22 protein-coding genes and 5 tRNA genes are annotated in these 25,068 nt (G+C 52.0%); 5 read left to right on the top strand and 22 right to left on the bottom strand.

The window, feature by feature from the left end; translation table 11 throughout:
• Positions 1-12 precede the first annotated feature (12 nt).
• The 5 genes from KHS78_RS01065 to KHS78_RS01085 all read right to left on the bottom strand — a co-directional run bounded on the left by KHS78_RS01065 (position 13) and on the right by KHS78_RS01085 (position 522).
• Positions 13-88 (bottom strand) — tRNA-Val (locus KHS78_RS01065).
• A 32-nt stretch (positions 89-120) separates the two neighbouring features.
• A tRNA-Asp gene (locus tag KHS78_RS01070) sits at positions 121-197 on the bottom strand.
• 22 nt (positions 198-219) lie between these two features.
• Positions 220-295, bottom strand: a tRNA-Val gene (locus tag KHS78_RS01075).
• A gap of 60 nt (positions 296-355) precedes the next feature.
• Positions 356-432, bottom strand: a tRNA-Asp gene (locus KHS78_RS01080).
• A gap of 14 nt (positions 433-446) precedes the next feature.
• Positions 447-522 (bottom strand) — tRNA-Val (locus KHS78_RS01085).
• Positions 523-717: 195 nt separating this feature from the next.
• Between KHS78_RS01085 and rdgC the strand changes: the two genes are divergently transcribed.
• Positions 718-1,683 (top strand): recombination-associated protein RdgC, encoded by a 966-nt coding sequence (gene rdgC / locus KHS78_RS01090; RefSeq protein WP_211824356.1) that lies wholly within the window; start codon positions 718-720, stop codon positions 1,681-1,683.
• Between the two features lie 60 nt (positions 1,684-1,743).
• On the opposite strand, the gene acpS is transcribed toward rdgC, so the two are convergent.
• From acpS to rpoE, 13 genes are all read right to left on the bottom strand, one after another.
• The gene (gene acpS, locus KHS78_RS01095) at positions 1,744-2,118 is read right to left on the bottom strand and encodes a holo-ACP synthase (RefSeq protein ID WP_211824358.1); all 375 of its coding nucleotides are present in this window, start codon (positions 2,116-2,118) and stop codon (positions 1,744-1,746) included.
• Entirely contained in the window at positions 2,115-2,864 is a 750-nt protein-coding gene (gene pdxJ / locus KHS78_RS01100; RefSeq protein WP_211824360.1) for a pyridoxine 5'-phosphate synthase, read from the bottom strand. The genes acpS and pdxJ overlap by 4 nt, the downstream gene beginning before the upstream one ends.
• A 32-nt stretch (positions 2,865-2,896) precedes the next feature.
• On the bottom strand, positions 2,897-3,628 hold the full coding sequence (gene recO / locus KHS78_RS01105; RefSeq protein ID WP_211824361.1) for a DNA repair protein RecO: 732 nt from the start codon (positions 3,626-3,628) through the stop codon (positions 2,897-2,899).
• Between the two features lie 8 nt (positions 3,629-3,636).
• The gene (era, locus tag KHS78_RS01110) at positions 3,637-4,548 is read right to left on the bottom strand and encodes a GTPase Era (RefSeq protein ID WP_211824363.1); all 912 of its coding nucleotides are present in this window, start codon (positions 4,546-4,548) and stop codon (positions 3,637-3,639) included.
• Positions 4,545-5,231: a ribonuclease III gene (gene rnc, locus KHS78_RS01115; protein WP_211824365.1), complete on the bottom strand. Its 687-nt coding sequence runs from the start codon at positions 5,229-5,231 to the stop codon at positions 4,545-4,547. The genes era and rnc overlap by 4 nt, the downstream gene beginning before the upstream one ends.
• Positions 5,231-5,602 carry a DUF4845 domain-containing protein gene (locus KHS78_RS01120; RefSeq protein WP_211824367.1) on the bottom strand — a complete coding sequence of 124 codons (372 nt, stop codon included), beginning with the start codon at positions 5,600-5,602 and terminating at the stop codon, positions 5,231-5,233. The genes rnc and KHS78_RS01120 overlap by 1 nt, the downstream gene beginning before the upstream one ends.
• A gap of 20 nt (positions 5,603-5,622) precedes the next feature.
• On the bottom strand, positions 5,623-6,459 hold the full coding sequence (lepB, locus tag KHS78_RS01125; RefSeq protein WP_211824369.1) for a signal peptidase I: 837 nt from the start codon (positions 6,457-6,459) through the stop codon (positions 5,623-5,625).
• Between the two features lie 9 nt (positions 6,460-6,468).
• Complete coding sequence (gene lepA / locus KHS78_RS01130) at positions 6,469-8,268, bottom strand: translation elongation factor 4 (RefSeq protein WP_211824372.1); 1,800 nt, start codon at positions 8,266-8,268, stop codon at positions 6,469-6,471.
• Positions 8,269-8,446: 178 nt separating this feature from the next.
• A complete protein-coding gene (locus KHS78_RS01135; protein WP_246505973.1) occupies positions 8,447-9,868 on the bottom strand; it encodes a DegQ family serine endoprotease in 1,422 nt (473 codons plus the stop codon).
• Positions 9,869-9,975: 107 nt separating this feature from the next.
• Positions 9,976-10,467: a SoxR reducing system RseC family protein gene (locus KHS78_RS01140; protein ID WP_211824374.1), complete on the bottom strand. Its 492-nt coding sequence runs from the start codon at positions 10,465-10,467 to the stop codon at positions 9,976-9,978.
• A gap of 41 nt (positions 10,468-10,508) precedes the next feature.
• Complete coding sequence (locus tag KHS78_RS01145; protein WP_211824376.1) at positions 10,509-11,498, bottom strand: MucB/RseB C-terminal domain-containing protein; 990 nt, start codon at positions 11,496-11,498, stop codon at positions 10,509-10,511.
• A gap of 22 nt (positions 11,499-11,520) precedes the next feature.
• On the bottom strand, positions 11,521-12,162 hold the full coding sequence (locus tag KHS78_RS01150; RefSeq protein WP_211824378.1) for a sigma-E factor negative regulatory protein: 642 nt from the start codon (positions 12,160-12,162) through the stop codon (positions 11,521-11,523).
• 58 nt (positions 12,163-12,220) lie between these two features.
• Positions 12,221-12,808, bottom strand: coding sequence for an RNA polymerase sigma factor RpoE (gene rpoE, locus KHS78_RS01155; RefSeq protein ID WP_211824380.1), 588 nt, complete (start codon positions 12,806-12,808; stop codon positions 12,221-12,223).
• 295 nt (positions 12,809-13,103) lie between these two features.
• On the opposite strand from rpoE, the gene nadB reads away from it, so the two are divergent.
• Positions 13,104-14,696, top strand: a complete 1,593-nt coding sequence (nadB, locus tag KHS78_RS01160; protein ID WP_211824382.1) for an L-aspartate oxidase — start codon at positions 13,104-13,106, stop codon at positions 14,694-14,696.
• An 8-nt stretch (positions 14,697-14,704) separates the two neighbouring features.
• Here nadB and KHS78_RS01165 read toward each other — a convergent pair whose 3' ends face one another.
• Both KHS78_RS01165 and KHS78_RS01170 read right to left on the bottom strand, forming a co-directional pair.
• On the bottom strand, positions 14,705-15,130 hold the full coding sequence (locus KHS78_RS01165) for a protein YgfX (RefSeq protein WP_211824384.1): 426 nt from the start codon (positions 15,128-15,130) through the stop codon (positions 14,705-14,707).
• Entirely contained in the window at positions 15,102-15,368 is a 267-nt protein-coding gene (locus KHS78_RS01170; RefSeq protein WP_211824386.1) for an FAD assembly factor SdhE, read from the bottom strand. Before KHS78_RS01170 ends, KHS78_RS01165 begins: the two co-directional genes overlap by 29 nt.
• A 75-nt stretch (positions 15,369-15,443) precedes the next feature.
• On the opposite strand from KHS78_RS01170, the gene ygfZ reads away from it, so the two are divergent.
• Positions 15,444-16,535: a CAF17-like 4Fe-4S cluster assembly/insertion protein YgfZ gene (gene ygfZ / locus KHS78_RS01175; protein ID WP_211824387.1), complete on the top strand. Its 1,092-nt coding sequence runs from the start codon at positions 15,444-15,446 to the stop codon at positions 16,533-16,535.
• Positions 16,536-16,594: 59 nt separating this feature from the next.
• Here ygfZ and KHS78_RS01180 read toward each other — a convergent pair whose 3' ends face one another.
• Together KHS78_RS01180 and KHS78_RS01185 are read right to left on the bottom strand one after the other, a co-directional pair.
• Complete coding sequence (locus KHS78_RS01180; RefSeq protein WP_211824389.1) at positions 16,595-22,045, bottom strand: transporter substrate-binding domain-containing protein; 5,451 nt, start codon at positions 22,043-22,045, stop codon at positions 16,595-16,597.
• A 127-nt stretch (positions 22,046-22,172) separates the two neighbouring features.
• Positions 22,173-23,282, bottom strand: a complete 1,110-nt coding sequence (locus KHS78_RS01185; RefSeq protein WP_211824391.1) for an enoyl-CoA hydratase/isomerase family protein — start codon at positions 23,280-23,282, stop codon at positions 22,173-22,175.
• A 261-nt stretch (positions 23,283-23,543) separates the two neighbouring features.
• On the opposite strand from KHS78_RS01185, the gene KHS78_RS01190 reads away from it, so the two are divergent.
• Positions 23,544-23,921, top strand: coding sequence for a hypothetical protein (locus tag KHS78_RS01190; RefSeq protein ID WP_211824393.1), 378 nt, complete (start codon positions 23,544-23,546; stop codon positions 23,919-23,921).
• Between the two features lie 91 nt (positions 23,922-24,012).
• Positions 24,013-25,068, top strand: coding sequence for a DUF1521 domain-containing protein (locus tag KHS78_RS01195; protein WP_211824395.1), 1,056 nt, complete (start codon positions 24,013-24,015; stop codon positions 25,066-25,068).

The raw sequence follows: 25,068 nt of genomic DNA on the forward strand, positions 1-25,068 counted from the left end.
GCTTTTTAACACTGGTGGGTGATGACGGGATCGAACCGCCGACCCTCTGCTTGTAAGGCAGATGCTCTCCCAGCTGAGCTAATCACCCAAAAATTCTTTCAAATATCATCAGTAAATAAATGGCGGACCGGACGGGGCTCGAACCCGCGACCTCCGGCGTGACAGGCCGGCATTCTAACCAACTGAACTACCGGTCCGCGACATACTTACTTTGCACACTGGTGGGTGATGACGGGATCGAACCGCCGACCCTCTGCTTGTAAGGCAGATGCTCTCCCAGCTGAGCTAATCACCCTTCCCGATGCGGTGCGCATTATAACCATAATGCGACTTAAATCCAGACCTTGTTGCAACGTGGCGGACCGGACGGGGCTCGAACCCGCGACCTCCGGCGTGACAGGCCGGCATTCTAACCAACTGAACTACCGGTCCGCTACAGTCTTGCGTGGTGGGTGATGACGGGATCGAACCGCCGACCCTCTGCTTGTAAGGCAGATGCTCTCCCAGCTGAGCTAATCACCCCTCGTCAGGACGGCGCGAATTATAAGCAGCATCGGTTACGATATGCAACCGATATATGCCCACCTGCGGGATTTACCCATTCCGGCTATTCTGGCGATCATTTCGCGACACTCTATATCCGTCTTTATCGCATCCGTCATCAAATGCCGAATGCATCTGTTACCATGACAGATACCAACAGTGGGACAGAGCATCATGTGGTTCAAAAACCTGATTTTGTACCGTTTCAGCAAACCGTTTGAATACACTGCTGAAACCCTGGAAGAAAAACTGGCGGAACAACGGTTTCGCCCCTGCAGCAAATCGGAGATGGCCAGTTTTGGCTGGGTGTCACCGGTGCCGGATGGTGACAGCCTGATTCATGCCAGTGGCCAGTTTCTGGTACTGACTGCAAAAAAAGAAGAGAAGCTGTTACCGGCCAGCGTCGTGCGTGACGCACTGAAAGAAAAAGTCGACATCATTGAGCAGGAACAGGGCAGAAAAGTCTTTAAGAAAGAGAAAGACCAGCTCAAGGATGAAATCACGCGCGACCTGCTGCCGCGAGCCTTCAGCCGATCTAATCGAACCAGCGCTTATATTGATAGCCGTAACGGCTGGTTGATTGTGGATGCTTCCAGCTTCCGGAAGGCAGAAGAATTAACCAGTTCCCTGCGCAGCTGCCTGGGCAGCTTACCTGTACTGCCTCCGGCACTGAAGTCAGCACCTTCTGCCATTATGACCCACTGGCTACAGCAGTCTTCGGATCTGCCCGCACCTTTCATTCTGGGCGATGAGTGTGAGTTGAAGGAACCGGGCGAAGAAGGCGGCATTGTCCGCTGCAAACGAGTGGATTTATTGTCTGAAGAGGTTAGCCTGCATCTCACGTCCGGCAAAGTCGTCAGCCGTATTGCCATGCAATGGGATGAGTCTATCGACTGCATTCTCGGCGAAGATCTCTGCATCAAACGACTCAAGTTCACTGACACGTTGCAGGAGCAGTCTGACGCACTCGATATTGAGGATAAAGCGGGACGTTTTGATGCCGACTTTACGCTGATGTCCCTGACACTGGAACGCTTTCTCAGCGAGCTCATCAACGCGCTTGGCGGAGAAGACACTAGTCGCACAGGGCAGGAAGCAGAACCTGTGATCACCGCAAAGCCTGAACTGGCAGAAGCTTAAACAACAAAAAAGGCGGAAGGGATTTTCCTTTCCGCCTTTTTTGTTCAATGATCGACGCCTCTAACGCTCCAGCACGACAAATGCTACCGCATAGTCCTTCTCATCACTGATCGTTACATGATGGGCACTGATTGCTAACTGCTCTCCCAACTGCTTTGCCGCGCCATGGAATACCAGAGAGGGCGCACCCTGCTCACTATTGGTCACTTCAATATCCTGAAACGAAACTTTACCAATACCAGTACCCAAAGCTTTGGCAGCCGCTTCTTTTACCGCGAAACGCGTTGCCATATAGGACACATGGCTACCACGAGCGATAAAAACGGCATATTCAGACTCGGTCAGAATGCGCCGAACAAACCGATCCCCCTGCCGTTCCAGCACTTGCTGGATACGCCGTATATCAATGATATCGGTTCCAATGCCCGCGATCATGCCTGATGCCTGGCCGCATCCAGCATGAGCATTTTCATTTCTCTTACCGCTTCTTTCAGACCTGTAAACATGGCCCTACCAATAATGGCATGACCGATGTTCAATTCATTGATGCCCGGAATAGCGGCCACAGGTTCAACATTCTGGTAATTCAATCCATGCCCGGCATTGACGATCAACCCCTGCTTGCGACCATGAGAAACAGCCCGCCGGATTCTCTCCAGCTCTGTGTGCAGGTCTTCCGGGGTTTTCGCTTCAGCATAACAACCGGTATGCAGCTCAATGGTCGGCGCACCACATCGGACGGCAGCATCAATCTGGACAGGCTCGGGATCGATAAACAGTGAAACATCAATGCCTTTTATAGCCAGCCGCTGGCAGGCTTCAGCAATACGCCCTTCCTGACTGAGCACATCCAGCCCACCTTCCGTGGTCAACTCTTCACGCTTCTCTGGCACCAGGCAGACATGGACTGGCAGCACCTGCTCCGCAATTACCAGCATCTCTTCGGTAACCGCCATTTCCAGGTTCATACGGGTCTGGAGCAAATCCTTGAGCCGATACACATCATGATCTTGAATATGGCGACGATCTTCGCGCAAGTGCAGGGTGATCCCATCGGCACCCGCCTCTTCAGCATCCAGTGCGGCCTTGACCGGGTCAGGAAATCGTATCCCTCTTGCCTGACGTATCGTGGCAATATGGTCGATATTAACACCCAGAAGAATACGGTTAATCGGAATCACTGACTACTCCCTCCACTGACTTGATCATTGACTCATACCGGATCGGCCTGCCGAAAAAGTTCACGACTGCGCAATGGTCTATTGCCGAGCAACGGGGCCAATGCCATCCGAGTCAGACGCTTAAGATCCGGTAACATCGAATCGGTAACCTCATTACGAGCAAACGCGTTCAAGACCACCCCGGAAAAACAGGGAACCCTGCCCGCCGGATCCAGCGCTCGGCAGGGTACAAACCCACTATCCTGCTGATAGAGATAATACTGATCATCACGAATCGCCTGCCCCTTCTCTCCGTCATACGACAAAGGAATCCCATAGCCCAGCGCTTCCAGCAAGAGTTTCTCAAAAACTCTCAGCTTGATCTCCAGTGGTAGCTGTTGGCTCAGACCGTCAACAAGCCACTCATAAAGATCAAACAGATTCGCTACCGCATCACCGGGCTGAAGCAGACGTATCAATAACTCATTGGCATACAACCCGCTATAGAGATACCTGCCCGTCAGCAGCAGATAACGATCCTGCTCAAGCTGTCGCAGGGTCTTGAGCTCTGCTTTCCCCGTCCAGCTAATCAGCAGACGGGAAAATGGCTGGAGAAGATGACCTCGCCGGGGCTTTCCCGCCTTAGTGGTAGCTCCCCGGGCGCCTGAAGCGACCAGGGATACTTTCCCATGATGACGGGTCAGGCAATCCACCAGCAAGCTTGTGTCACGGTAGGGCCGGGTATGAAGCACCCAGGCAGGTTGCAGGTCGAAGGTGTTAGCCATCAACCCTCTCAGGGCAACTCGGTATAACCAAGACTGGCCAACGCCCGCTCATCATCCGACCAGCCGGAGCGTACCTTGACCCACAGATTCAGCATCACCTTGCTGTCGAACAGTTTTTCCATATCCAGGCGGGCATCATGACCAATCACTTTCAGGCGACTGCCTTTATCACCAATCACAATCCGCTTCTGGCCTGGACGCTCAACCAGGATCAATGCGCTGATATGCAGCACACCACCATCTTCCTTGAACTCTTCAATCTCAACTGTAATCTGATAGGGAATCTCATCACCCAGCTGACGCATAATCTTTTCCCGTACCAGTTCTGCCGCCAGGAAACGGGAACTACGATCGGTAATCTGATCATCACCATAAAAATGAATACTTTCCGGCAGAAATCCGTGAACCAAACGCTCCAGCCGGTCAACATTGTGACCATTCTTGGCCGACATCGGCACGATATGGGCGAAATCCATCTTCCGCGACAGATCATCCAACCAGGGGAAGAGTTTATCCTTCTCAGTAATACGATCAGTCTTGTTCACAACCAGAATGACAGGACAACGACTGTGACGGACCGCTTCCAGCACCATCTCATCTTCATCGGTCCAGACCATCCGGTCGACAATAAAGATAATAACGTCCACATCTTTGACAGAAGAGGTCGCTGCCCGGTTCATATAGCGGTTAATGGCCCTGCCATCGTTTTTATGAATACCGGGTGTATCCACGTAGACAGCCTGCACATCACCATCGGTCTTGATCCCGAGAATCTGATGACGGGTTGTCTGGGGTTTACGTGAAGTAATACTCAACTTCTGACCCAAGATATGATTGAGTAGCGTTGACTTCCCAACATTAGGGCGACCAACAATCGCCACATAGCCACAACGACCTTCAGATACTGCCTGCTCAATCATTCTTCAACCTCCACCCCAAGCGCGACGAGGGCTCTTCGAGCAGACTTCTGCTCTGCCGCCCGCCGACTACAACCTTCACCTGCTGTCGATTCCACACCTGCAACAGAACAGTGAACTGTAAACGTCTGATCATGGGCTCTGCCATCAATACTGACCAGTTCATAGTGTGGCAGGGGCTGCTGACGAGACTGTAAATATTCCTGCAGCCGGGTTTTCGGGTCTTTGTTCTGCTGATCGCCCACTGAGAGTTTTTCAAGCCGACTGGCAAACCATGCGAGTATACGAGTACGGCAGACATCCATGCCGGTATCCAGATAAATGGCTCCAATCAGCGCTTCGACAGCGTCTGCCAAAATGGATTCACGACGATATCCACCACTTTTCAGTTCACCGGAGCCCAGACGAAGAAAGTCGCCCAGACCAAATTCCCGGGCAATCTCCGCCAGCGTAGCACCACGCACCATGCAGGCGCGCAGCCTGCTCAGTTGGCCTTCCTTTGCCTGGGGAAAACGCTGATAGAGGTCTTCGGCGATCACAAAATTAACGATGGAGTCGCCAAGAAATTCGAGCCGCTCATTATTACGGCCACCATAACTGCGATGAGTCAACGCCAGAACAGCCAGCTCACTATCGTTAAATTGATAGCCGAGCTGCTGTTCCAGCTTGTCTATGGATTGTTTCACTATTGCCTGATTTTCCTGCTATTCTTGAACGTCAGAACAGCATCTATGTTGTAGATCATTGGGACACGACGTTCATAGTTTACATCAATGATGATTTCGTTGCCTTCACGTCTGACTTTTGCGCTGTCTTCGATCAATTCCGGCAGATTATTGACCTGAAAACCTCGATCCAACCAATCGCGAACATCTGCTACAGAGGCATCTTCAATACCATAACGGTCTTCTATGGAATCCAGCGTTTTCTCAACGCTGAAGTTGTCATGATATAAAGGCGTAAACTTGACGATGCAAGTAAAGACGGCCGCTGCGAATGTCAGCCAAGCCAACACGGCAATCATCGACACCCCACGCTGCTCTTTCATTCCCTTCATGGCAGATCTCCAGCTGTTCTTCAGATTATCGATCCATTGTTTTTCAGATTAGGCAGATCAAACCAGCTCGGCCAGTGCATCCAGATATAGACTGCTTTGCCGACAATATTCGCTTCCGGGACAAATCCCCAATAACGGCTGTCATTACTGCGATCGCGATTATCGCCCATCACGAAATACTGCCCTTCAGGCACCGTCCATTCCGTCTGCGGCAGGCGATTTTCGATATCCATATCCTTACGGATCTGATGAGTTACTCCACCAATGGTTTCTTCATAGATCCGATAAACCAGATTTCTCCCCAGGCGCGGCTCAAACTCATCACGTAATTCAGCCACGAAGGTCTCTGGAACCCTCTCGCCGTTCACAAACAAGGCTTTATTACGATAAGCAATTTTATCGCCAGGAGCACCTATTACCCGCTTAATGAAGTTGATATTAGGATTCATCGGCTCCTTGAACACCATGACATCACCACGCTGCGGCTCATTCACCGCCACGACTTTGGTGCCGACCACCGGAAGCCGGAGGCCATAGGTGTACTTGTTAACCAGAATAAAATCGCCGACCTGAAGCGTCGGGATCATGGATCCCGACGGAATCTGAAACGGTTCATACAGGAATGAACGCAATACCAACACTATAAACAGAACAGGGAATACGGACTTTGCTGTTTCCACCATTCCCGGCTCTCTGGACAACCTGCCCAGAGTTTCCTCGTCTGCTTCTTCGACCTGCTCACGGTAACTGGCGACGGCGGCCCGGCGCCTCGGCGCCAGAACCAGAATATCGACAAGCCCGATCAAACCACTGGCAAACACGGCGATCACCAGGATAAGGGGGAAATTAAAGTCCATATCAGCCTTTTAATTGTCAACTTTCAATACAGCCAGGAACGCTTCCTGGGGGATTTCCACGCGACCAACCTGTTTCATGCGTTTCTTGCCGGCCTTCTGCTTCTCCAGCAGCTTACGTTTACGGCTAACGTCACCACCATAACATTTGGCCGTTACGTTCTTGCGCAGCGCCTTCACCGTTGACCGTGCCACAATCTGACCACCCATCGCTGCCTGAATCGCTACATCAAACATCTGCCGCGGAATAATCTCCTTCATGGCATCTGTGAGCTTGCGTCCCTTGCCAGCCGCATTGTCCTTATGCACAATCAACGCCAGCGCATCAACCTTCTCGCCGTTGATAAGAATATCCAGCTTGACCATTTTCGCCACTTCAAAACGATCAAAGGAGTAATCCAGGGAGGCGAAACCACGACTGACCGATTTCAGGCGATCAAAGAAGTCCAGTACCACCTCGCTCATCGGCAGGTCATAGGATACAGACACCTGAGTCCCCGTGAACTGCATATCACGTTGGATACCGCGCTTTTCCACACACAGGCTGATGACATTACCCAGGTACTCCTGCGGCACCAGGATATGAGCTTGAACGATGGGCTCACGAATTTCCAGGACAGCGGCCGGGTCGGGCAGGCGGGACGGGTTATCAATCTCCAGCACGTCCTCATTTTTCATCACGACCTGATAAACTACCGTAGGCGCCGTGGTAATAAGGTCAAGATCATACTCCCGCTCCAGGCGCTCCTGGATAATTTCCATGTGCAACATGCCAAGGAAACCACAGCGGAAACCAAATCCCAGTGCGTCACTGCTTTCCGGCTCATAAAAGAGGGAGGCATCGTTAAGACTGAGCTTCTCCAACGCTTCACGAAAATCTTCAAAATCATCAGAGCTGACAGGGAACAGGCCGGCATAAACCTGAGGCTTCACGCGCTGAAAACCGGGAAGCCGTGCGACTTCTGGTGTCTTGGCATGGGTCAGGGTATCCCCGACCGGCGCGCCATGAATGTCCTTGATACCGGCAACAACGTAACCCACCTCACCGGCTTTCAGCTCACCGGTAGACTGCCGTTTCGGGGTAAAAATACCGATATCATCCACGACATAGACTTCGCCGGTCGATTTAACCAGCATTTTGTCTTTCTTGCGTAGCGTACCGTTAACCACCCGAACCAGGGACACAATCCCCAGGTAGTTATCAAACCAGGAGTCAATGATCAGCGCCTGCAGCTCACCATTGATATTCCCCTCTGGTGGCGGAATAGCCGCCACCAGCGCCTCAAGCACATCTTCAATGCCCAGGCCACTCTTGGCAGAGCAACGCACCGCATCGGTTGCATCAATGCCAATGATTTCCTCAATCTCTTGAGCAACACGCTCTGGCTCGGCCTGGGGCAAGTCCATTTTGTTCAGCACGGGCATGACTTCCAGCCCCTGCTCAATAGCGGTATAGCAGTTGGCTACAGACTGGGCCTCCACACCCTGGGCCGCATCAACCACCAGCAATGCACCTTCACAGGCCGCCAGCGAACGTGAGACTTCATAGGAGAAGTCAACATGACCTGGCGTGTCGATAAAGTTGAGCTGGTAGACCTGGCCATCCTTCGCGGTGTAATCCAGCGTTACACTCTGTGCTTTGATGGTGATACCACGTTCGCGCTCAAGCTCCATGGAGTCGAGCACCTGCTGTTGCATTTCCCGATCACTCAGACCACCACAATGCTGGATAAACCGGTCAGCCAGCGTAGATTTTCCGTGGTCAATATGGGCAATGATCGAAAAATTTCGAATATGTCGTAAATCACTCACCGTGTGTCACTACTGCTCTAAATAGATTAACCCGCCCGCCTGTGTCAGGCGGGCGGGTTACGGCTAATGGAAACCTCTGTTAACGTACCAGTCTACCGTATTTACCAGTAGCCTGCTATCCGGGCATGGATCGTCAGGCTATTCGTTTCTACGAGTAGTGAACGTTATCCAGTCAATATCACTCCGCCAGACGGAACGTGATAAACCCAGGCATACCTCTGCGCACCACCAGCATGGAGATCGTCTTGTCCGCTGGCAGCTTTTTCACAATATTATTGAATTCCTGTACGGTCTTGACGTCCTGATGGTTAATCTGAGTAATGATATCGCCGTTACGCAGTCCTACCGCACGACCAGCACCACGACCTACCTGCGTGACCACCAGGCCAGACAACGATTTATCAACACCGAGGCGCTGACGATAGTTGTCGTTCAATGACTCAACATTGATCCCAAGTCGATTATCCTCACGGCTCTGTACTTGAGGCTTGGTTTTACCCTGCTCATCAGGCAGTTCACCGAGCTCGACGGTCTTGGTCAGTGACTTACCACGCCTCACCAGATCAACCTCAACTGCCTTGCCGACAGGTGTACGACCGACCTCCATGGGAAGATCGCTGGAAAACTTGATATCCCGTCCATTGAATCGAAGGATAATATCCCCCGGCTGCAGACCGGCCTTGCCCGCAGGCCCCTCAGGAATCACCTGACTGATCAGGGCACCGTGGGGCTTTTTGAGGCCAAAGGATTCAGCGAGACTTCTATCAACATCCTGAATCACGACACCCAGCCAACCGCGGGTGACATACCCTTTTTCTTTCAGCTGTTCAGCGACATCCATGGCATCATCAATGGGAATCGCAAATGAGAGCCCCATAAATCCGCCTGAACGTGTGAATATCTGGGAGTTAATACCAATAACCTCACCGTCCATGTTGAGCAGCGGACCACCGGAATTACCGGGATTGATCGGTACATCAGTCTGGATAAACGGCACATAACTTTCAGTCGGCAGGCTACGATTCAGGGCACTGATAATCCCCTTGGTGACCGAATACTCAAAACCAAAGGGAGAGCCAATGGCAAAAACCCACTGACCTGGCTTCAAATCATCAGAATCACCCAGCCGAATCGCAGGAAGACGCTTGGCATCCACTTTCAGCAATGCCAGGTCAGAGCGCTTATCCGCCCCTACCAGCTTGGCCTTGAATTCACTGCGATCATTGAGTCGCACGAGAATTTCGTCCGCACCTTCCACTACGTGGTTATTGGTCAGAATGTAACCATCATCGGAAATAATAAAACCTGAACCCAGCGACTGCGGGCGTGGCTGCTCAAACTGGGACTCATCCGGAATCTGCAGTCCGAAATAACGCCTGAAAATCTCAGGCAACTCATCACCATAAGGCCCATAAAGCTGCTGCCTGCCGGATTGCTTCGGCTTGGACAACGTACTGATATTCACAACAGCCGGCGATGCATTCTCCGCCAGACTCGAAAAATCCGGTAACTGCTCACTGGCAATTGCCAGCTGCATACTGAGCAACAGGGCGAGCACTCCGCCAAGCCAGCCGGCAACATTGACTCCAGGATATCTCATAGGATCCGTTTCCCCATCTCACAGATGATCAAACATTTCTGATACATTTCACCAGTCATCACAAACACAGAGATGACCTGACCGCCGCAGCATGACAATGACCATACTCATGTCATCGCAGGCTGATGTTCCGACACACCCTTTACTGCCTTTTCCTGATTCATTAATTGCCAGCTGAGCACGACTGGCTGCAACTGTTTCTGCCGATTTTCATTGTGGAAAAGACAAGCAGTAATACCAAAGCCTGCTCCCAGAACGAGCAAGCTAAAAATAATCAAATAACCTTCAGGCAGTCCAAGCCAGCTCCCAAACCCAATGGCAACAATCAAAAACAGCAAAGGGGATAGATAAACCCAAAATGAGGCTCTTAACATGGCAGATTCGGGTATACCGATAACCACTGCATCACCTTCCCGAACCGGAAAGTCACATAATGCGCGAATATGCATATGGGAAGCACTGTGATCGCTGATATGTCGTTTGAGCCCCTGCCCACAAGCATTTTGGGCAGAACAGGCGTCACAGGCGGATTTTCTTACGGTTTCCACAACAGCCAGCCGCTCTTCGACGGCGACAACACGTCCACTTTCTTCAATCATGAATCGTCTTCAAATGCTCTGACGTCTGTTATTACTACCGCCTACTTCGCCGGTGCTTGAGGGGGCGTTTCCATCTGGCGGGGTTTGACCGATACGGCAATACGTTCTGCCGTCCCCAACGGAATCTCGCCGACAACCGTCACATTATAATAAGCATCACCATTGCGGAAGACCCTGGACACAGCGGCGGTCGCTCCAGACTGTTCTGATGACTGACTCAACACCCGGGTCATGTCTTCTTCAACAAACACAGAAAATGCCGCCAGACCATCACTGTAAAGGAGACTGTCTACCGGTTTTTGACTGACAGGACTGACTGTTTTTCGATAACCGGTTTTATCAAAACCTTCAGGCACCCAACCCATCTCCCAACTTAAGGAAGCATCATCAGACGAGGCCACAGCGGCAGAACGATCCCTCCAGGCATGCTGCCCGGGAGGTATGACATTGGCTGCATCCAACGACCCTACATCCAGATCGACAAACTGGAAACGCTCCAGCACAGCCCCTTTGTCACCATGCATTTCAGATTTCAACAATAAGCCGGAGTCGTGATCCAGCCAGAGGTGATAGCCGTAGCGATGCTTGTCTCGGGGTAACAATTCGACATGACGACCGATACGATTGGCAACCCGTGCGTCACCGGCAAAACGCAGCTGATAATGATTACTGAGCTGCTGAAAATCCGTCTTGAAGCGGCCAGACAATGCCGACAGGTAACCCGGTTTTAGAGTAACCCCGCCCTGCCCCTGCCGGATATAGGCGATTTTCTGCCCATCTCGAATCATCTCACGGTAGGGGCCATCCAGATAAACCAGGCGTTCTTTCTCCTGGCCATCAACCACACCATGCATGACTTTGAGCGTCAGCAACCCACCAAGATTTTCGTAGATAAAAAAACCCTGATAATTTTCACTTCTAAAGGCTGTGGACATCCGGTCAAGCCATTCAACCGGTGATCCCTGCGGGGCTGCAGCGACTGGTAGAGCCCAGCTCAATACCAGTAGGCCGATCAGTTTCCGTGCGTGCAAAACCATTCCTTCCATCGCCAAACTAGGGTCTCTCAAAGCTGGCAGCCCTGACGAACGGCAACATACCCTGTGCGGTATAAGACGATTGCTGTTCAGCATGCTGTAACATGTAGGCACTGAAACGCTCACGGGCGACGCTGTCGGCAAAGACCCGGGCGCGGCTCAGCTGCGACGGCGTCAGGCCTTTCTGCTCCGTACCATAACCGGCCAGAACACCCACTGCGCCATAATCAGCCACCAGCGTGCCATTATCAGTGGCAACCGGCTGGACAGGCTCCCGAATGGAAGCAATGTCCTGCTGCCCTGCATCCTGGCCATTCCAGACCTGGACACCCACGATCACGGCCAGTGTCACGGATGCCGCGACAGCAAAACGCCCCAGTGATTGCCACCGCCCTGTCGAACGTTCTTCGGTATTAACGGCGGGCTCCTCACCGATGGCTTCACTCACAGCAGAAGACAGATCAATCCCGGCAAAGGCATTGTTCTCTTTACGCAGTGTTTCACCAATCAACTGGTAACTGAACGCCGTCTTTCTGAAGGCTTCATCCTTCTGCAGATGATCGAGCACCCGATGCATCTCAAGTTCATTGGCTTCATTATCCATCAGTGCGGATAATGACTCTTTCAGACGCCGGTCAGGCTGGTTATCGATCGCGGTCATGGGACACCTCACTGGACATGGTCGGCTTTACCCCGTTTCCCCACAGCATCATTAACGATTACCCCGATTTGCTCAGCAATGGCTGAATCACTTTATCTATGGCTTCCCTGGCCCGGAAAATACGTGACCGCACGGTCCCTACCGGACAATCCATGATCTCGGCGATATCTTCGTAGCTCAAGCCATCAAACTCCCGCAACGTCACCGCGGTACGGAGTTCATCCGGCAGGCCCTTGATAACCTTGAAGATCACCGCCTCTATCTCGTCTTTCTGCACATTGTGCTCCGGTGTCTCCAGATCTTTCAGGGGGTACGAACTATCCAGAGTCTCGGTGTTGTAGACGTCGACATCGGTATCCGGCGGACGGCGTCCTTTCGCCACCAGAAAATTCTTGGCCGTATTGATCGCAATACGATACAGCCAGGTATAAAACGCACTGTCACCTCGAAACTGCCCCAAGGCGCGATACGCCTTGATGAACGCCTCCTGGGTCACATCCTGCACTTCCTGAAAGTCATGCACATAGCTCCCAACAAGGCCGAGAATCTTGTGCTGATATTTAATCACTAGCAGGTCGAATGCACGTTTGTCCCCCTTCTGAACCCGACTCACCAACTGCTGGTCGGTTTCCTGTGCATCTGCCATAAATTGTCCTCAATTCTTCTGTCCAGGCTTCAGAGCCTAGCGCAAGAACCAACTACCCTGTTCTAACTCAATAGACAGTATCACTGACCAAAAGTTCCCAACATTCACATTTTTTTTCGCAAGACTGCCTGAGATGGGATTCAGGGAAGCATTTTTCAAGGAAAAACCGTCTTTGGAAAGGCCTGAAATGCACGGCAACTCCGTTTTCCCTTATTCTGGTTAGTACCTTTCCCTATAAGACCTGACTGCCTTAATATTCAACTCTAGCAAACATGACACGCGGTATCACAGAACAATGCAGCAGCATCAGTATGACGCTCTCGTGATTGGCAGTGGCGCGGCCGGTCTGGCCGTCGCCTTGAACCTTCCTGAAACAACCCGGGTTGCGATTCTGAGCAAGGGAGACCTTTCTGCCGGCTCAACCTATTGGGCCCAGGGGGGCATCGCTGCCGTGCTGGATGAGGGAGACAGCCTGAACAACCATCTGGGCGACACCCTGAGCGCTGGGGCAGGCCTGTGTAATGAGCAGGCCGCCCGCTTCACGGTCAGCCATGGCCGCGAAAGTATTGAGTGGCTGATCGAGCATGGCGTCCCCTTCAGTGAGGCCTCAAACCAGACGAATCTGCACCTTACCCGCGAAGGTGGACACAGCCATCGCCGGATCGTTCACGCTGCCGATGCCACCGGACGAGCGGTTTCCACCACGTTGATCAACAGGGTTCGTCAGAAAAACAATATTGATCTTTATCAGGATCAGATTGCCATTGATCTGATCACAACCCAAAAACTGGGCCTACCAGGCAACCGCTGCCTGGGAGCCTATGTGCTGAATCAAGCCAATGAATCTGTCGATGTCTTCAAGGCGCGATTTGTCATCCTGGCAACGGGTGGGGCAAGCAAGGTGTATCTTTATACCAGCAATCGGGATGGCTCATCCGGCGATGGTATTGCCATGGCCTGGCGCGCAGGCTGCCGGGTTGCCAATATGGAATTCAACCAGTTTCATCCAACCTGCCTTTATCACCCACAAGCTAAATCTTTCCTGATCAGCGAGGCCGTTCGGGGAGAAGGCGGCCAGCTGCTACTGCCTGATGGCTCCCGTTTCATGACCCGCTTTGATGAACGGGGCGAATTGGCACCACGGGACATCGTTGCCCGCGCTATCGACCATGAGATGAAACGGCTCGGCAGTGACTGCCTCTATCTGGATATCAGTCACCGTCCACGGGCATTTATTCTTGATCATTTCCCCAATATTCATGAGCGATGCCTGAAATACGGCATCGATATGAGCCAGGAACCGATTCCTGTCGTACCCGCCGCCCACTACACCTGCGGTGGCATTATGGTGAATCACGCGGGCAGAACCGATCTGAACGGGCTCTATGCCATTGGTGAATGCAGCTTTACTGGGCTTCATGGCGCCAACCGGTTGGCCAGCAATTCCCTGTTAGAATGCATTGTCTTTGCCCAATCAGCCGCCCGGGATATCTGCCAACAGCTGGATACGATAGCCGATACCCATGACATACCCGCCTGGGATGCCAGCCAGGTGACCGACTCCGACGAAGATGTTGTGATCAGCCACAACTGGGATGAGCTGCGCCGTTTCATGTGGGACTACGTCGGCATTGTACGAACCACCAAACGTCTGCAGCGAGCGTCCCACCGGATCAAGCTCCTGCAGCAGGAAATCCATGATTTTTACAGCAACTACAAAATCAGCAGTGACCTGATTGAATTACGAAATCTGGCACTGGTTGCCGAGCTGATCATCCGCTCCGCCATGAAACGCCATGAAAGCCGGGGGCTTCACTTCACGCTGGATTATCCTGAAACACTGCCAGTGGCCACAGACACTGTGCTAACCCCTACCCTATCCCTGTAAAAAACGACTCAATGGTTCAGCAGCAAGCGTACCCGAAGCGCTCTGAACGCTTCGGGATCCAGCGCATCAGAGAACAGCACGGCGTTATGAATTCGATGCCCGGAACGAAACTGAAGAATGGTCAGAAAAGGGGTAATCAGTGGCTGCCCGGTCAGCTCAACGCGAACCCACCCTGTTGCATCCAATGCGATGGACCACTGCTCACCGGCATACCGAACACCGTTGATAGTACGCGACTTGCCTAACCAGCCCTCCTCACGGAGTGCATCAAGCCAATGAAGCAAAATAAGAAAGGATAAAATAGCAGACCAGCCCCCTGTTCGAGCCAGCCAGGGTGCCATTCCCGCGACCAGGTGCGCTCCCGATACCAGCCACAACTGATACCGGGATCGCCTCAACTGCAGTTCAATGAACTGCAGGCAGGCTACGGGCACGATCCAGAATCATTCTTACCATATAGGCAATATCCGTATCCTTCGGCGCTTCCTGCTCCATAAACCAGGCAAACAGGTCAGCATCCTCACATTCCAGCAACCGGACATAACGCTGCCGATCCTCCTCTGACAGGGTCGGGTAAACCTCCCTGGCAAACGGCACCAGCAGAATGTCCAGCTCCAGCATCCCTCTTCTGCTGTGCCAGAACAGACGATTCATTTCTTCCTGAGTAGTCATTGGCTGCAAACCTGTCAGTAAAAACCGGCCACCATTATAGAAAGTAACAACATCGGCGGGAAAGGGATTTCAGTAGTGCTATCAAATGCCAAAATGCTCTATGATGAGCCCTCATCCATCGACGATTCACGATACACCATGAGCGACAATAACTGGAAAAACCGGCTCGAAGCACTGGGCGGGCGTTTCTCTGGTAACACATTCCTGGGACTGGCGGCGGACAATCCATCACCGGCTAACAACAGTGACTGCATGACTGTTCTCAGCCATGAGACCATAACGTCTGTATCGGGCCCTGATGCTGCGCGCTTCCTGCAGGGCCAGGTGACGTGCGACATCAGCCAGCTTGCGCCTGAACACAGCAGCCTTGGCGCCTGCTGCACCCCCAAAGGCCGAATGATTGCAAACTTCAGGGTACTGAATCATGACAGTCAGCTGTTACTCACCATGCCGGCCAGTGACAGCAACAGTCAGCACGACGCCCTGAAAACCCATCTCAGCAAATACATTGTTTTTTACAAAGCTGAAATTGGTGACGCCTCAGGCGAATGGCTCCGGATTGGCATTTTTGGGGATACCTGCGAAAAAGCACTCGGCAACCACTTCACCCTTCCAGAGCCCAACCACAGCGAATGTGGTGGTGGCTATCGCCTACTGCGACTTCCCGGCGTCAACCACCGCTATGAGTTGTGGCTTCAGCCTGACGCCGTCGATACCTGGTGGCCTCGCCTGACTGGATTATTTCAGGTGCAGCCAACCAGCGCCTGGCAGTGTGAAGATATACGGAACGGCATCGCCTGGGTTATTCCGGAAATCCGCGAAGCGTATATCCCCCAGCACTTCAACTGGCAGATACTGGAAGGCGTCAGTTTCAAGAAAGGGTGTTATACCGGGCAAGAGATTGTGGCCCGCATGCAATATCTCGGCAAACTGAAAAGTCGGCTCTATCGCCTTACCGGCACACTGGAAGAACTACCAACACCCGGCACGAAAGTACTGACATCATCAGGAAAAAGTGCCGGGGAAATCGTCTCTGCCATGACCGCTGAAAACACTGAAATTTTAGCCGTTCTACGATCAGATGCGATGGGTGACACGCTTTCAACAGAATCGTCTATAAATGCACCGCTCTCTGTTGAGTCGCTCCCTTACGACGTAGACGCATAAATACAGGGGTCACAAATACTGTTTCGTGCCTGTGCTGATATCAGGCGCGAAGCATTACTTCACGCGATCTCCTGCAGCAATTCTTCCAGCACTTTACCGGCATCCTCAAAATCATAATGCTCCATGCATTGCTTGAGGTCATTCAGCTTTTCCGTATAGCAATCCGCCTGAAGCTCAGACGCCAGCAGCGGGAAATAGTTAATAACCTCAGCATCGCCTTCCCTGAGTTTCAAACGTATCTGATCAATGATCTCAGCAATATCAGTCGCAGGATTCACCGGTATCGAAGAAGGCAGCTCGTCGGGCGCCGTCTCACATTGCTCCAGTGTGTCCAGCCCTGCCAGAACCTCTGACAGGTGACTTTCCAGGTGGAGAAGAAGGTCCTCACAATCAATATCGGATGCCGGATTTTGACGCAATCGATATTCCAGTGCTTTTGCGGTTCGGAACACACTGACGGCACCGATATTACCCGCTCCACCTTTCAATGAGTGACACTCATGCAGTGCAGCGTCATAGTCCCTCTCCCCCAACGCCTTACGAATAACCGCAGCCGACGCAGCATGCTCTCGTCGGAACGTAGCTAATAACCGGTAAAAGAGCGCACGATTATTCATCACACGCTGCAGACCCTGCTCAATGTCGATACCCGGCAACTCAACAGGCTTACTGGCAGACGGCAAACCTGCATCATTCTCTTTATCGTGAACATATCGTAACACCAAGCTATACAGCTCATCGAAAATCAATGGCTTGGAAATATGGTCATTCATGCCCGCTTCAATGCAACGCTCACGATCACCCGCCATGGCATGTGCCGTCATGGCTACAATGGGCAATGTTGCCAATTCAGGTATTCGTCGAATGATTCGGGTTGCTTCGTAGCCATCCATTTCCGGCATCTGGATATCCATGAAGACCAGATCCACCCGATTCTGACGCGCCATGTCCACCGCTTCCCTGCCATTGACTGCGAGGATGACATCAATCCCCATAATCTCAAGCAGCTCGGTGGCAACCTGTTGATTGATCTCATTGTCTTCCACCAATAGCACAGTAAAGTGCTTGCCGATCGCCTCATCCGCCAGAATGGCCGCTTCATTCAAGCCGGTATTATCGGTGAGTCTCAGTTGATGCAATGACTCCGGCAAATCTGCCAGTTCAGCATTCTCATCCGCCATGCCCAGCTCGACAGTGAAAGTAAACATGCTTCCCTTTCCAGGCTTGGACTCCACACGAATACTGCCATGCATCATCTCAACCAGACGTTTACAAATCGCGAGCCCCAGACCTGTCCCACCAAATTTCCGTGTCGTCGTGCCATCTACCTGGGAGAAAGAGGCAAACAGACGTGACAGCTTCTCACTCCGTATACCAATACCCGTATCCTCAACGGTAAGCTGGAGTTTCACCTTGTCTGACTCTTTGCTGAGCAAGTCCGCACTGACGGTCACCCGTCCTTTCTCATCGGTAAATTTGACAGCGTTGTGCGTGAGATTTAAGAGCACCTGACCCAGCCGAACGGGATCACCAATGTATTTGATAGGAAGATCTTCAGCAATCTTGCACTGAAAATCGATTTCCTTGGCCCTGATTTTCATGCTGAGCATATTAGTCATATGCGCAAAGACTGCCGACAGGTCGAAGACCACTTCTTCCATATCCAGCTTGCCGGCTTCGATCTTTGAGAAATCCAGAATGTCATTTATGATCCCCAGCAACGAGTCGGCTGCCGCATGGATCTTCTGGAAATAGTCCCGCTGGCGGGGCGACAACTGGGTTTTCATGGCCAGTTGGCTGAGTCCGATAATCGCATTCATCGGCGTACGAATTTCATGGCTCATATTGGCCAGGAAATGACTCTTGGCCTGGTTTGCCTGATCCGCCTCTTCCTTGGCTTTCTGAAGGGCGGCTTCTGCCTGTTTGCGATCCGAGATATTCCGCCCGGAAGCAAAGAGAAACCCCTCACCTTCATATTCCATGTAATTCGCGGTGATTTCGACCGGAAATACTTCATTATCCCGTGTGACTCGCAGCACCTCATAGGTCGACAGTTTACCGGTTGTGACCTTCTCCCATTGCTGCTTCCATGCATCCTCAGTCAGGCCCAATGTGATATCCATCGCATTCATGTTCAGGAACTCTTCCTGACTGTACCCCAACGCCTTACAGATCGACTTATTGACGTATTTGTGACTACCGTCTTTTCTGACCCACTGCACCTGGTCGGCGGAATTATCCAGAGAGAAACGGGCCATGGATAATTCTCTCTCTCGCATACGCTGTTCCGTGATATCAACCAGCGTACCCACCGCCCGTAACGGACGGCCTTCCAGGCTGTGGGATATCACTTTGCTTTTAATGCGCACTGTCGCATAACTGCCATCCTTGCGGCGCATGCGATAAACATACTGAAACGGTTCGCGACAATGGCTGAACATCTCGTTCATGTATTTGACCGTTGCGGCCTTGTCGTCGGGATGAATCAAGCGCTTCCAGGCCGATGGCGTCCCTTGCACCTCTCCGGGGGTATACCCCAGAATCAGCATATAGCGTGGGCTGAAATAGATTTTTCCCTCGTGAAGATCCCAGTCCCACAATCCGTCAGACGCTGCCTCCATAGCAAGCTGATAGCGCTCTTCGCTCGTCCTCAAGGCATCTTCGGCATTTTTTCGGGATTGGGCGATGGCAATCAACTCGCCAGCACGGCGTAACAGAATAATCTCATCTGCACTCCAGTGCTTGTCATAGTCACCTGTCACTTGAGCAATACTGCCTACCGCCCTCCCGGCCAGCATCATCGGCACATGAATGACAGACTGTACTTCCAGCCCCGTCATGGTCTCCAATAGCGCGGGTGCCGTTTCACCATTCAGCTCATTCCTGCTAACTTGGCAGACCTGACCCGCCAAAGGCCCTTCTCGCAGTGGTTGATAGTCGCTGCAGGTCAAATCTCTCAACCGTTCCTGCCCCATCCAGCTACCAACACGACACCATTGGAAGGGCACAGAGACAGCTCGACTATCGTTATCGTAACGAACCACATAGGTTCGATCAGCGGCCATAAATTCCGTCAGAACCTGCAAGGTAAAGCGAATCGCCTCTTCCAGCGGTTTATCCATGAACTGCCGGGTCACGTTACTGAGTACCCGATCAGCCTCCGCTCGAATCCTGAGCACCGATTCAACCCGTTGACGCTCGGCAACCTCCCTAGCCAGTTTACGGTTCCAGTAAACAATCAAAACCAGGGTGAAAATAATCAGAAGCAGGCCAATGGCGAATTCCTTATTCGGTCGCCAGGTATCCACCCCAAGCCTGACCCACTGCTCCTCAATGGTCTGTCGCTCCGCTTCCGATACGGAGTTCAATGCCTTGTTGATCAAGGTATTCAGCGTGGGATCATCTTTATGGCTGGCCATCCGATATCGAAAACTGAAACCCGCCTCGGATGCCACCCGCAGATTCGTAATTTTCAGCCGGTCTATCATGTAGCTGGCCGTCGCCAGGTTCACAATAAAGGCATCGATATGCCCCAGCGAAACCATCTTGAATGCAGCAGAAACACTGGGTACTTCCACCAGCCGCATCTTGACCTGGTGATTACGTAAATAGGAACGCACGCCAGTACCCGGTATAAAGGCCACTGTCTTGCCGTGAAGGTCATTTACCCCCTGGATACTATGATCAGCATCACGGGTAATAATCACGGAGGGTATTTCGAGATAGGACTTACTGAAATCCAGGTACTTGCCCTGATCTTCCGTAAACAGTGCGGAAGAACTCATGTCAGCCTGCTTCTGATAAATCAGACCCAGACTTTCCTGCCAACTGGTCACCCCGCTGATCTGGAATGTCACCCCCAGACGATCTTCAATCAGCTTTAAGTAATCGATCGCGACTCCTTCCAGCTGGCCATTATCACCCACAAAAGACAGTGGCGGCATCGTCTGATTCACCACCACACGAATGACCGGGTGTTCCTCAAGCCACTCTTTTTCCTGCGAGGTTAAATCCAGCTGACGGAAACTCACGCCAAAAAACCGGTCCGAGGCCTCAACAATCCAACGTTCTTCAATGGCCGCCAGTTCTGCCGGGGTGATCGCATTAAAGCCCTGGTTGATGAGCGGTAGTACGTCGGCGTTATCCAGGCGTACGCCCGCCGCCATGGTTTCTCGCACCAGGCTATTATCATTGGCGGTGATTTCACCGATTACGCCTAACTGATTCAATATGATACGAATCGCAACCGGCTCACCAACAAAGGTACGGATTTCACCCTCCAGCAATGCATGAATCATCTGTTCGTTGTTACTGAAGGTGATGATTTTGGCTTCCGGCAACCACTGCTCCATAAAGGACTGCTGTGACGAGTCGCCCAGAACCCCAATGCGTACACCCGCCAGGTCACTGTAGCTACTCACAGGCATATCGACACTGCGGTAAAAGAGTGTCGAAGACATCCCATACAGCGGCTCAGAAAAGGCGATCCATTTCTGCCTGTCACGGGTAGGGGTCAGGGCAAAATGAATATCCGCCTTGCCATTTTCCAGTGCTTCAAGACTGTCACTCCAGTTGCCCGTCCTGAAGCGAATAGGCCGTCCGGTCTTCTCAGACCAGAGCTTCCACATATCGATGAACAGGCCTGCCGGCTTGCCCAGCGCATTCACAAAAGCCAGTGGAGGAAAGCCATTATCGACCGCGACCGTCAACACGGATGCATCATGACTACTGGTATCTGAGCGCTTAAGCCAATCATCCTGTATCTGTGATTTTTCATATACAGGGATACTGTCCATTCCCTGGGCAATCATTCGCGGCAGATAAAAGTGGGATTTTGAGACACCGGCTTTGAACGTTGTGGAATACAGGGGCTTCTCGACCACACGGAAATCATCCAGAATGCCGCGGTTTGCCAAAAAATATTCAATCGCAGGCATTAGCCCTGCAATGACACGCACATCCCCCTGAGAGGCCGCATTAATCAATGCCATATAATCCGGGTAACGTACCAGAAAACGGTAACCCGCCGATTTCAGGACAGACTCACACCGACTTCCAGCAATGACGCCCACGGCTTCACTTTTCAGTGACTTAATCCGTTTTTTATTGGTATCAATATTGGAGACATAGAGACCCGCATTGGCGATCAGAATGGTGGTATCCGTATCGATGCTGTCCGGCCACTCCTCGAAATCGGGAATAGCAGCAATGATATCGACCCTGCCTCGCTGCTCCTGCTCCAGGGCCTCCTCTTTTGTCATTTCAACAAATCGCAGAGGAATCCCCACCCGCTTGGACCATCGTTTCCAAAGCTCAATGACAAGCCCTTCGGCCTCGCCCTGATCATTGGTATACATCAGTGGCACATGGGATTGATAGGCTACGGTCAGCGGCTGATACTGGTAACTCCGCGACACCAGCAGATCATCCGCTGCTGAGACAGGCAGGACCAATGAGAGTAACGCCAGCAGGCAGCAGATCCACACTGCCTGTACTCCAGATATTCGCATGAAATTCTAATCTTGTTCGGGAGCAGAAATAATTCTCGTGCCGCAAGCAAGTTTATCTGAAAGCTGACAGCTTACATAGCCAGGCTACTTCAGCGCACACAACCCCCAGTCCTTGCCATGATATTCATCAAAGATCAGCCAGTGGATGCCTGTTTTCAGGCCAATCCATCGAAAAATACTCATCCACCTGTGTCATGGGCACATCTTCAATGGAAGGATAACGCCAGCCAGGGTCATTCGTACGCTCAACCAGTAAGGCCCTGACGCCCTCAGCGAAGTCGCTATGGCGTGTACACTGGATCGCCATCGTCAATTCCATACGGAAGATATCCGCCAGAGAGAGCGCCTTCCCCCGGCGCAACTGCTCAAACACCAACCATGCAGAAACCGGGCTCCCCGTTGCCAGTGTCTGTGAAGGTCGACTGAACCAGGATGGCAAGTCAGGTTTCGTCAGGTTGGCCAAAACATCTGCAGGGGATGCGACATCCATTAAGGTGTCGATCAGAGGTTGATACGTTTGCAGCGAAGATTCGCCATCCGGTTCACGCGCTAATGAAGACAGGATGTCAGTGACCTGCTGACAATTCACCGGCGACTCGCTATGCCAGGGTGCAGCGATCAATGTTTGCAACAGGTCATCCCATCGCATGGCATCAAGGTAATAATCCGCCAACCGGGCATAGAGAGTATCAGCAGCCTTCATTCTGACGCCGGTCAGCCCCACAAATAATCCCAGCCTTCCCGGCATCTTATTCAGAAACCAAGTACCTCCGACATCGGGAAACAGACCGATGGTGACTTCCGGCATGGCCATCATGGTAGATTCCGTGACAACCCGATGAGACGCGCCAGCCATCAGACCCATCCCTCCCCCCATAATAATGCCGTTGCCCCAGCATATCAGTGGTTTGCCGTAGGTATGGATCTGATAATCCAGTCGATATTCGCGGGAGAAAAAAGCACTGGCATAGGCATTATCGCCATAATCACAGTCAATGATGGACTGATACAGGTTTTTGACGTCTCCGCCGGCGCAAAAGGCTTTATCGCCGCTACCTGACAGAATAACGCACACGACGTCATCGTTTGACTGCCACGCTGTTAACGTTGCGGATAGCTGGTCAATCATATCCAGCGACAGTGCATTCAGCGTGTCCCGGGCATTCAGACAGACATGACCAATAATCTTACCGGAATCGCTTTTTAACTCTTCCACCAGAACCGGATTCTGCCCCATTAAAACACCCTCCCCTGATGCCATGTGGGAAACACAAACACCCATCAGTCACTGCAAGCCGCGACGGCAGATGGCTGGTATATCATGAATCAGCATAATAATAAGTCAAAATATTTCGATTTCTTGCAAACCAAACCTCGACGACCCGCTTACTGCACGCCTCAAGGCTCGCACGCCCTTCACTCATCTATGCTTAAAGAACATATATTGTTACTGGACAATCCGTTACGCCTGTCCATAAGGCAGGGAGAACAGAGCCATATGCCCGTATCCACGACCGTTAGCCCCAAGAAACGCAAAAGCCGGTCAGAGCTGCTGAGCGAAAAACTGGACCAGGTAGTCGCTGACGCAGAAGAGCAAATCACCCGCTTTGCCACCATCAAGAACGATCTGGGCTATGACCCTGACCTTATCAAGGAAGCCAACGAGAAAGGCCTGGTTTCTGGCGAAGACCTCAAGGAAGCCATGCAAGAGACGAATGACTGGAAAACCCAGCTCAAAAACGATATCAAGGAAGCGGTCTCGCTGGAGAAGCGTCGCCAGAAGGCCGAGCGCAAAGAACAACGTAAAATGCGGGGCGAGCCTGAACCTGCCGAGAACAAAAGCGGGGGCCGAAAGCGGCGAGGCAAATTTATATGACGGTCATCCGTGACAGATCGTATTTAACGTACGACTGACACACCGCAAGGCTGACCACAGGTATCGATAGACACAAAGGGAGTTTGGCGTCATGTCTGGCCAGAACATTGGATCAACAGGTGGTATACAAGGTGTCGATCTAAAAGGCATCGGCGAAGCTTCAGGGGAAAAGCTCAGCCTGGCTGACCTGATGATGCAAACCATGCTGGATCGTTCCGAGATGCTGGATCAACAGATCCGCAACCAGGCAGCACTGGTAAAAAGCCAGAACGACCAGATCAAGCAGCTAAACCAGATCTACTCAAAACTGGCCAATCACAAAACCCAGACAGAAACCGTCAGCAAACCCACCTGGACGGTCGATCACGAGAAGGATCCCAAAGAAATAGCACTCGATAATGGCAACAAGATTGTCATCCATGGAAACAGCGAAGCCTGGTCGATCGTCGATGCCAATGGTAACAGCACAAAAATATGGGGTGATCCCCACGTCTCAGAAGGCGATCGAAACGGCTACTGGGACTTCCAGTCTGACGGCACCTTTATGCTGGATGACGGCACAAAAATCCAAGTGAAAACCACCGCCAAAGACAGAAAAGACGGTAACGTCTATACCGACTCACTGACGATCACCAAAGGCAACCAGTCTATCGAAGTCACCGGCATTGCGGATAACAAACCCCAAATTGGTGAACCCGCACTCAATGGCGCCATGCTGGATCAAGCCACCAATGACGGCCACGTCTTCAAGATGGGTGATCAGGCGGATGACTGGGTCTATGAGGGCAGCGAGCTGAAACTCGGCAGTAAAATCACAGAGGAGCGTCAGCACGAAGAGGCTTCGGCGATCGACGAGAGCAGTAATGTCTACAATCAGGTACTGACCCCGGAAGATGCCAAATTGCTGGAAGAAGTCGGTGTGACCGTCTATGACGCCAGCGGAACCGGCCTGTTGACCCCGGAAGAAATTGCCAACCTGCAAACCCAGATCAAGGATATGCGGGATTCCGTGTCCAGCATTTCAAATATCGAGCTGACAAAGCTGGATTCTTACAACAAGAAATACACCCAGTCACTGGATCTGGCCTCCACTTTCATGAAGAGCCAGTACGATCAGGCCAAGAATATTATCAGGAACATTAACTAA

Source organism: Kistimonas asteriae, assembly GCF_018263925.1.
In the GTDB taxonomy this organism is placed as follows: domain Bacteria; phylum Pseudomonadota; class Gammaproteobacteria; order Pseudomonadales; family Endozoicomonadaceae; genus Kistimonas; species Kistimonas asteriae.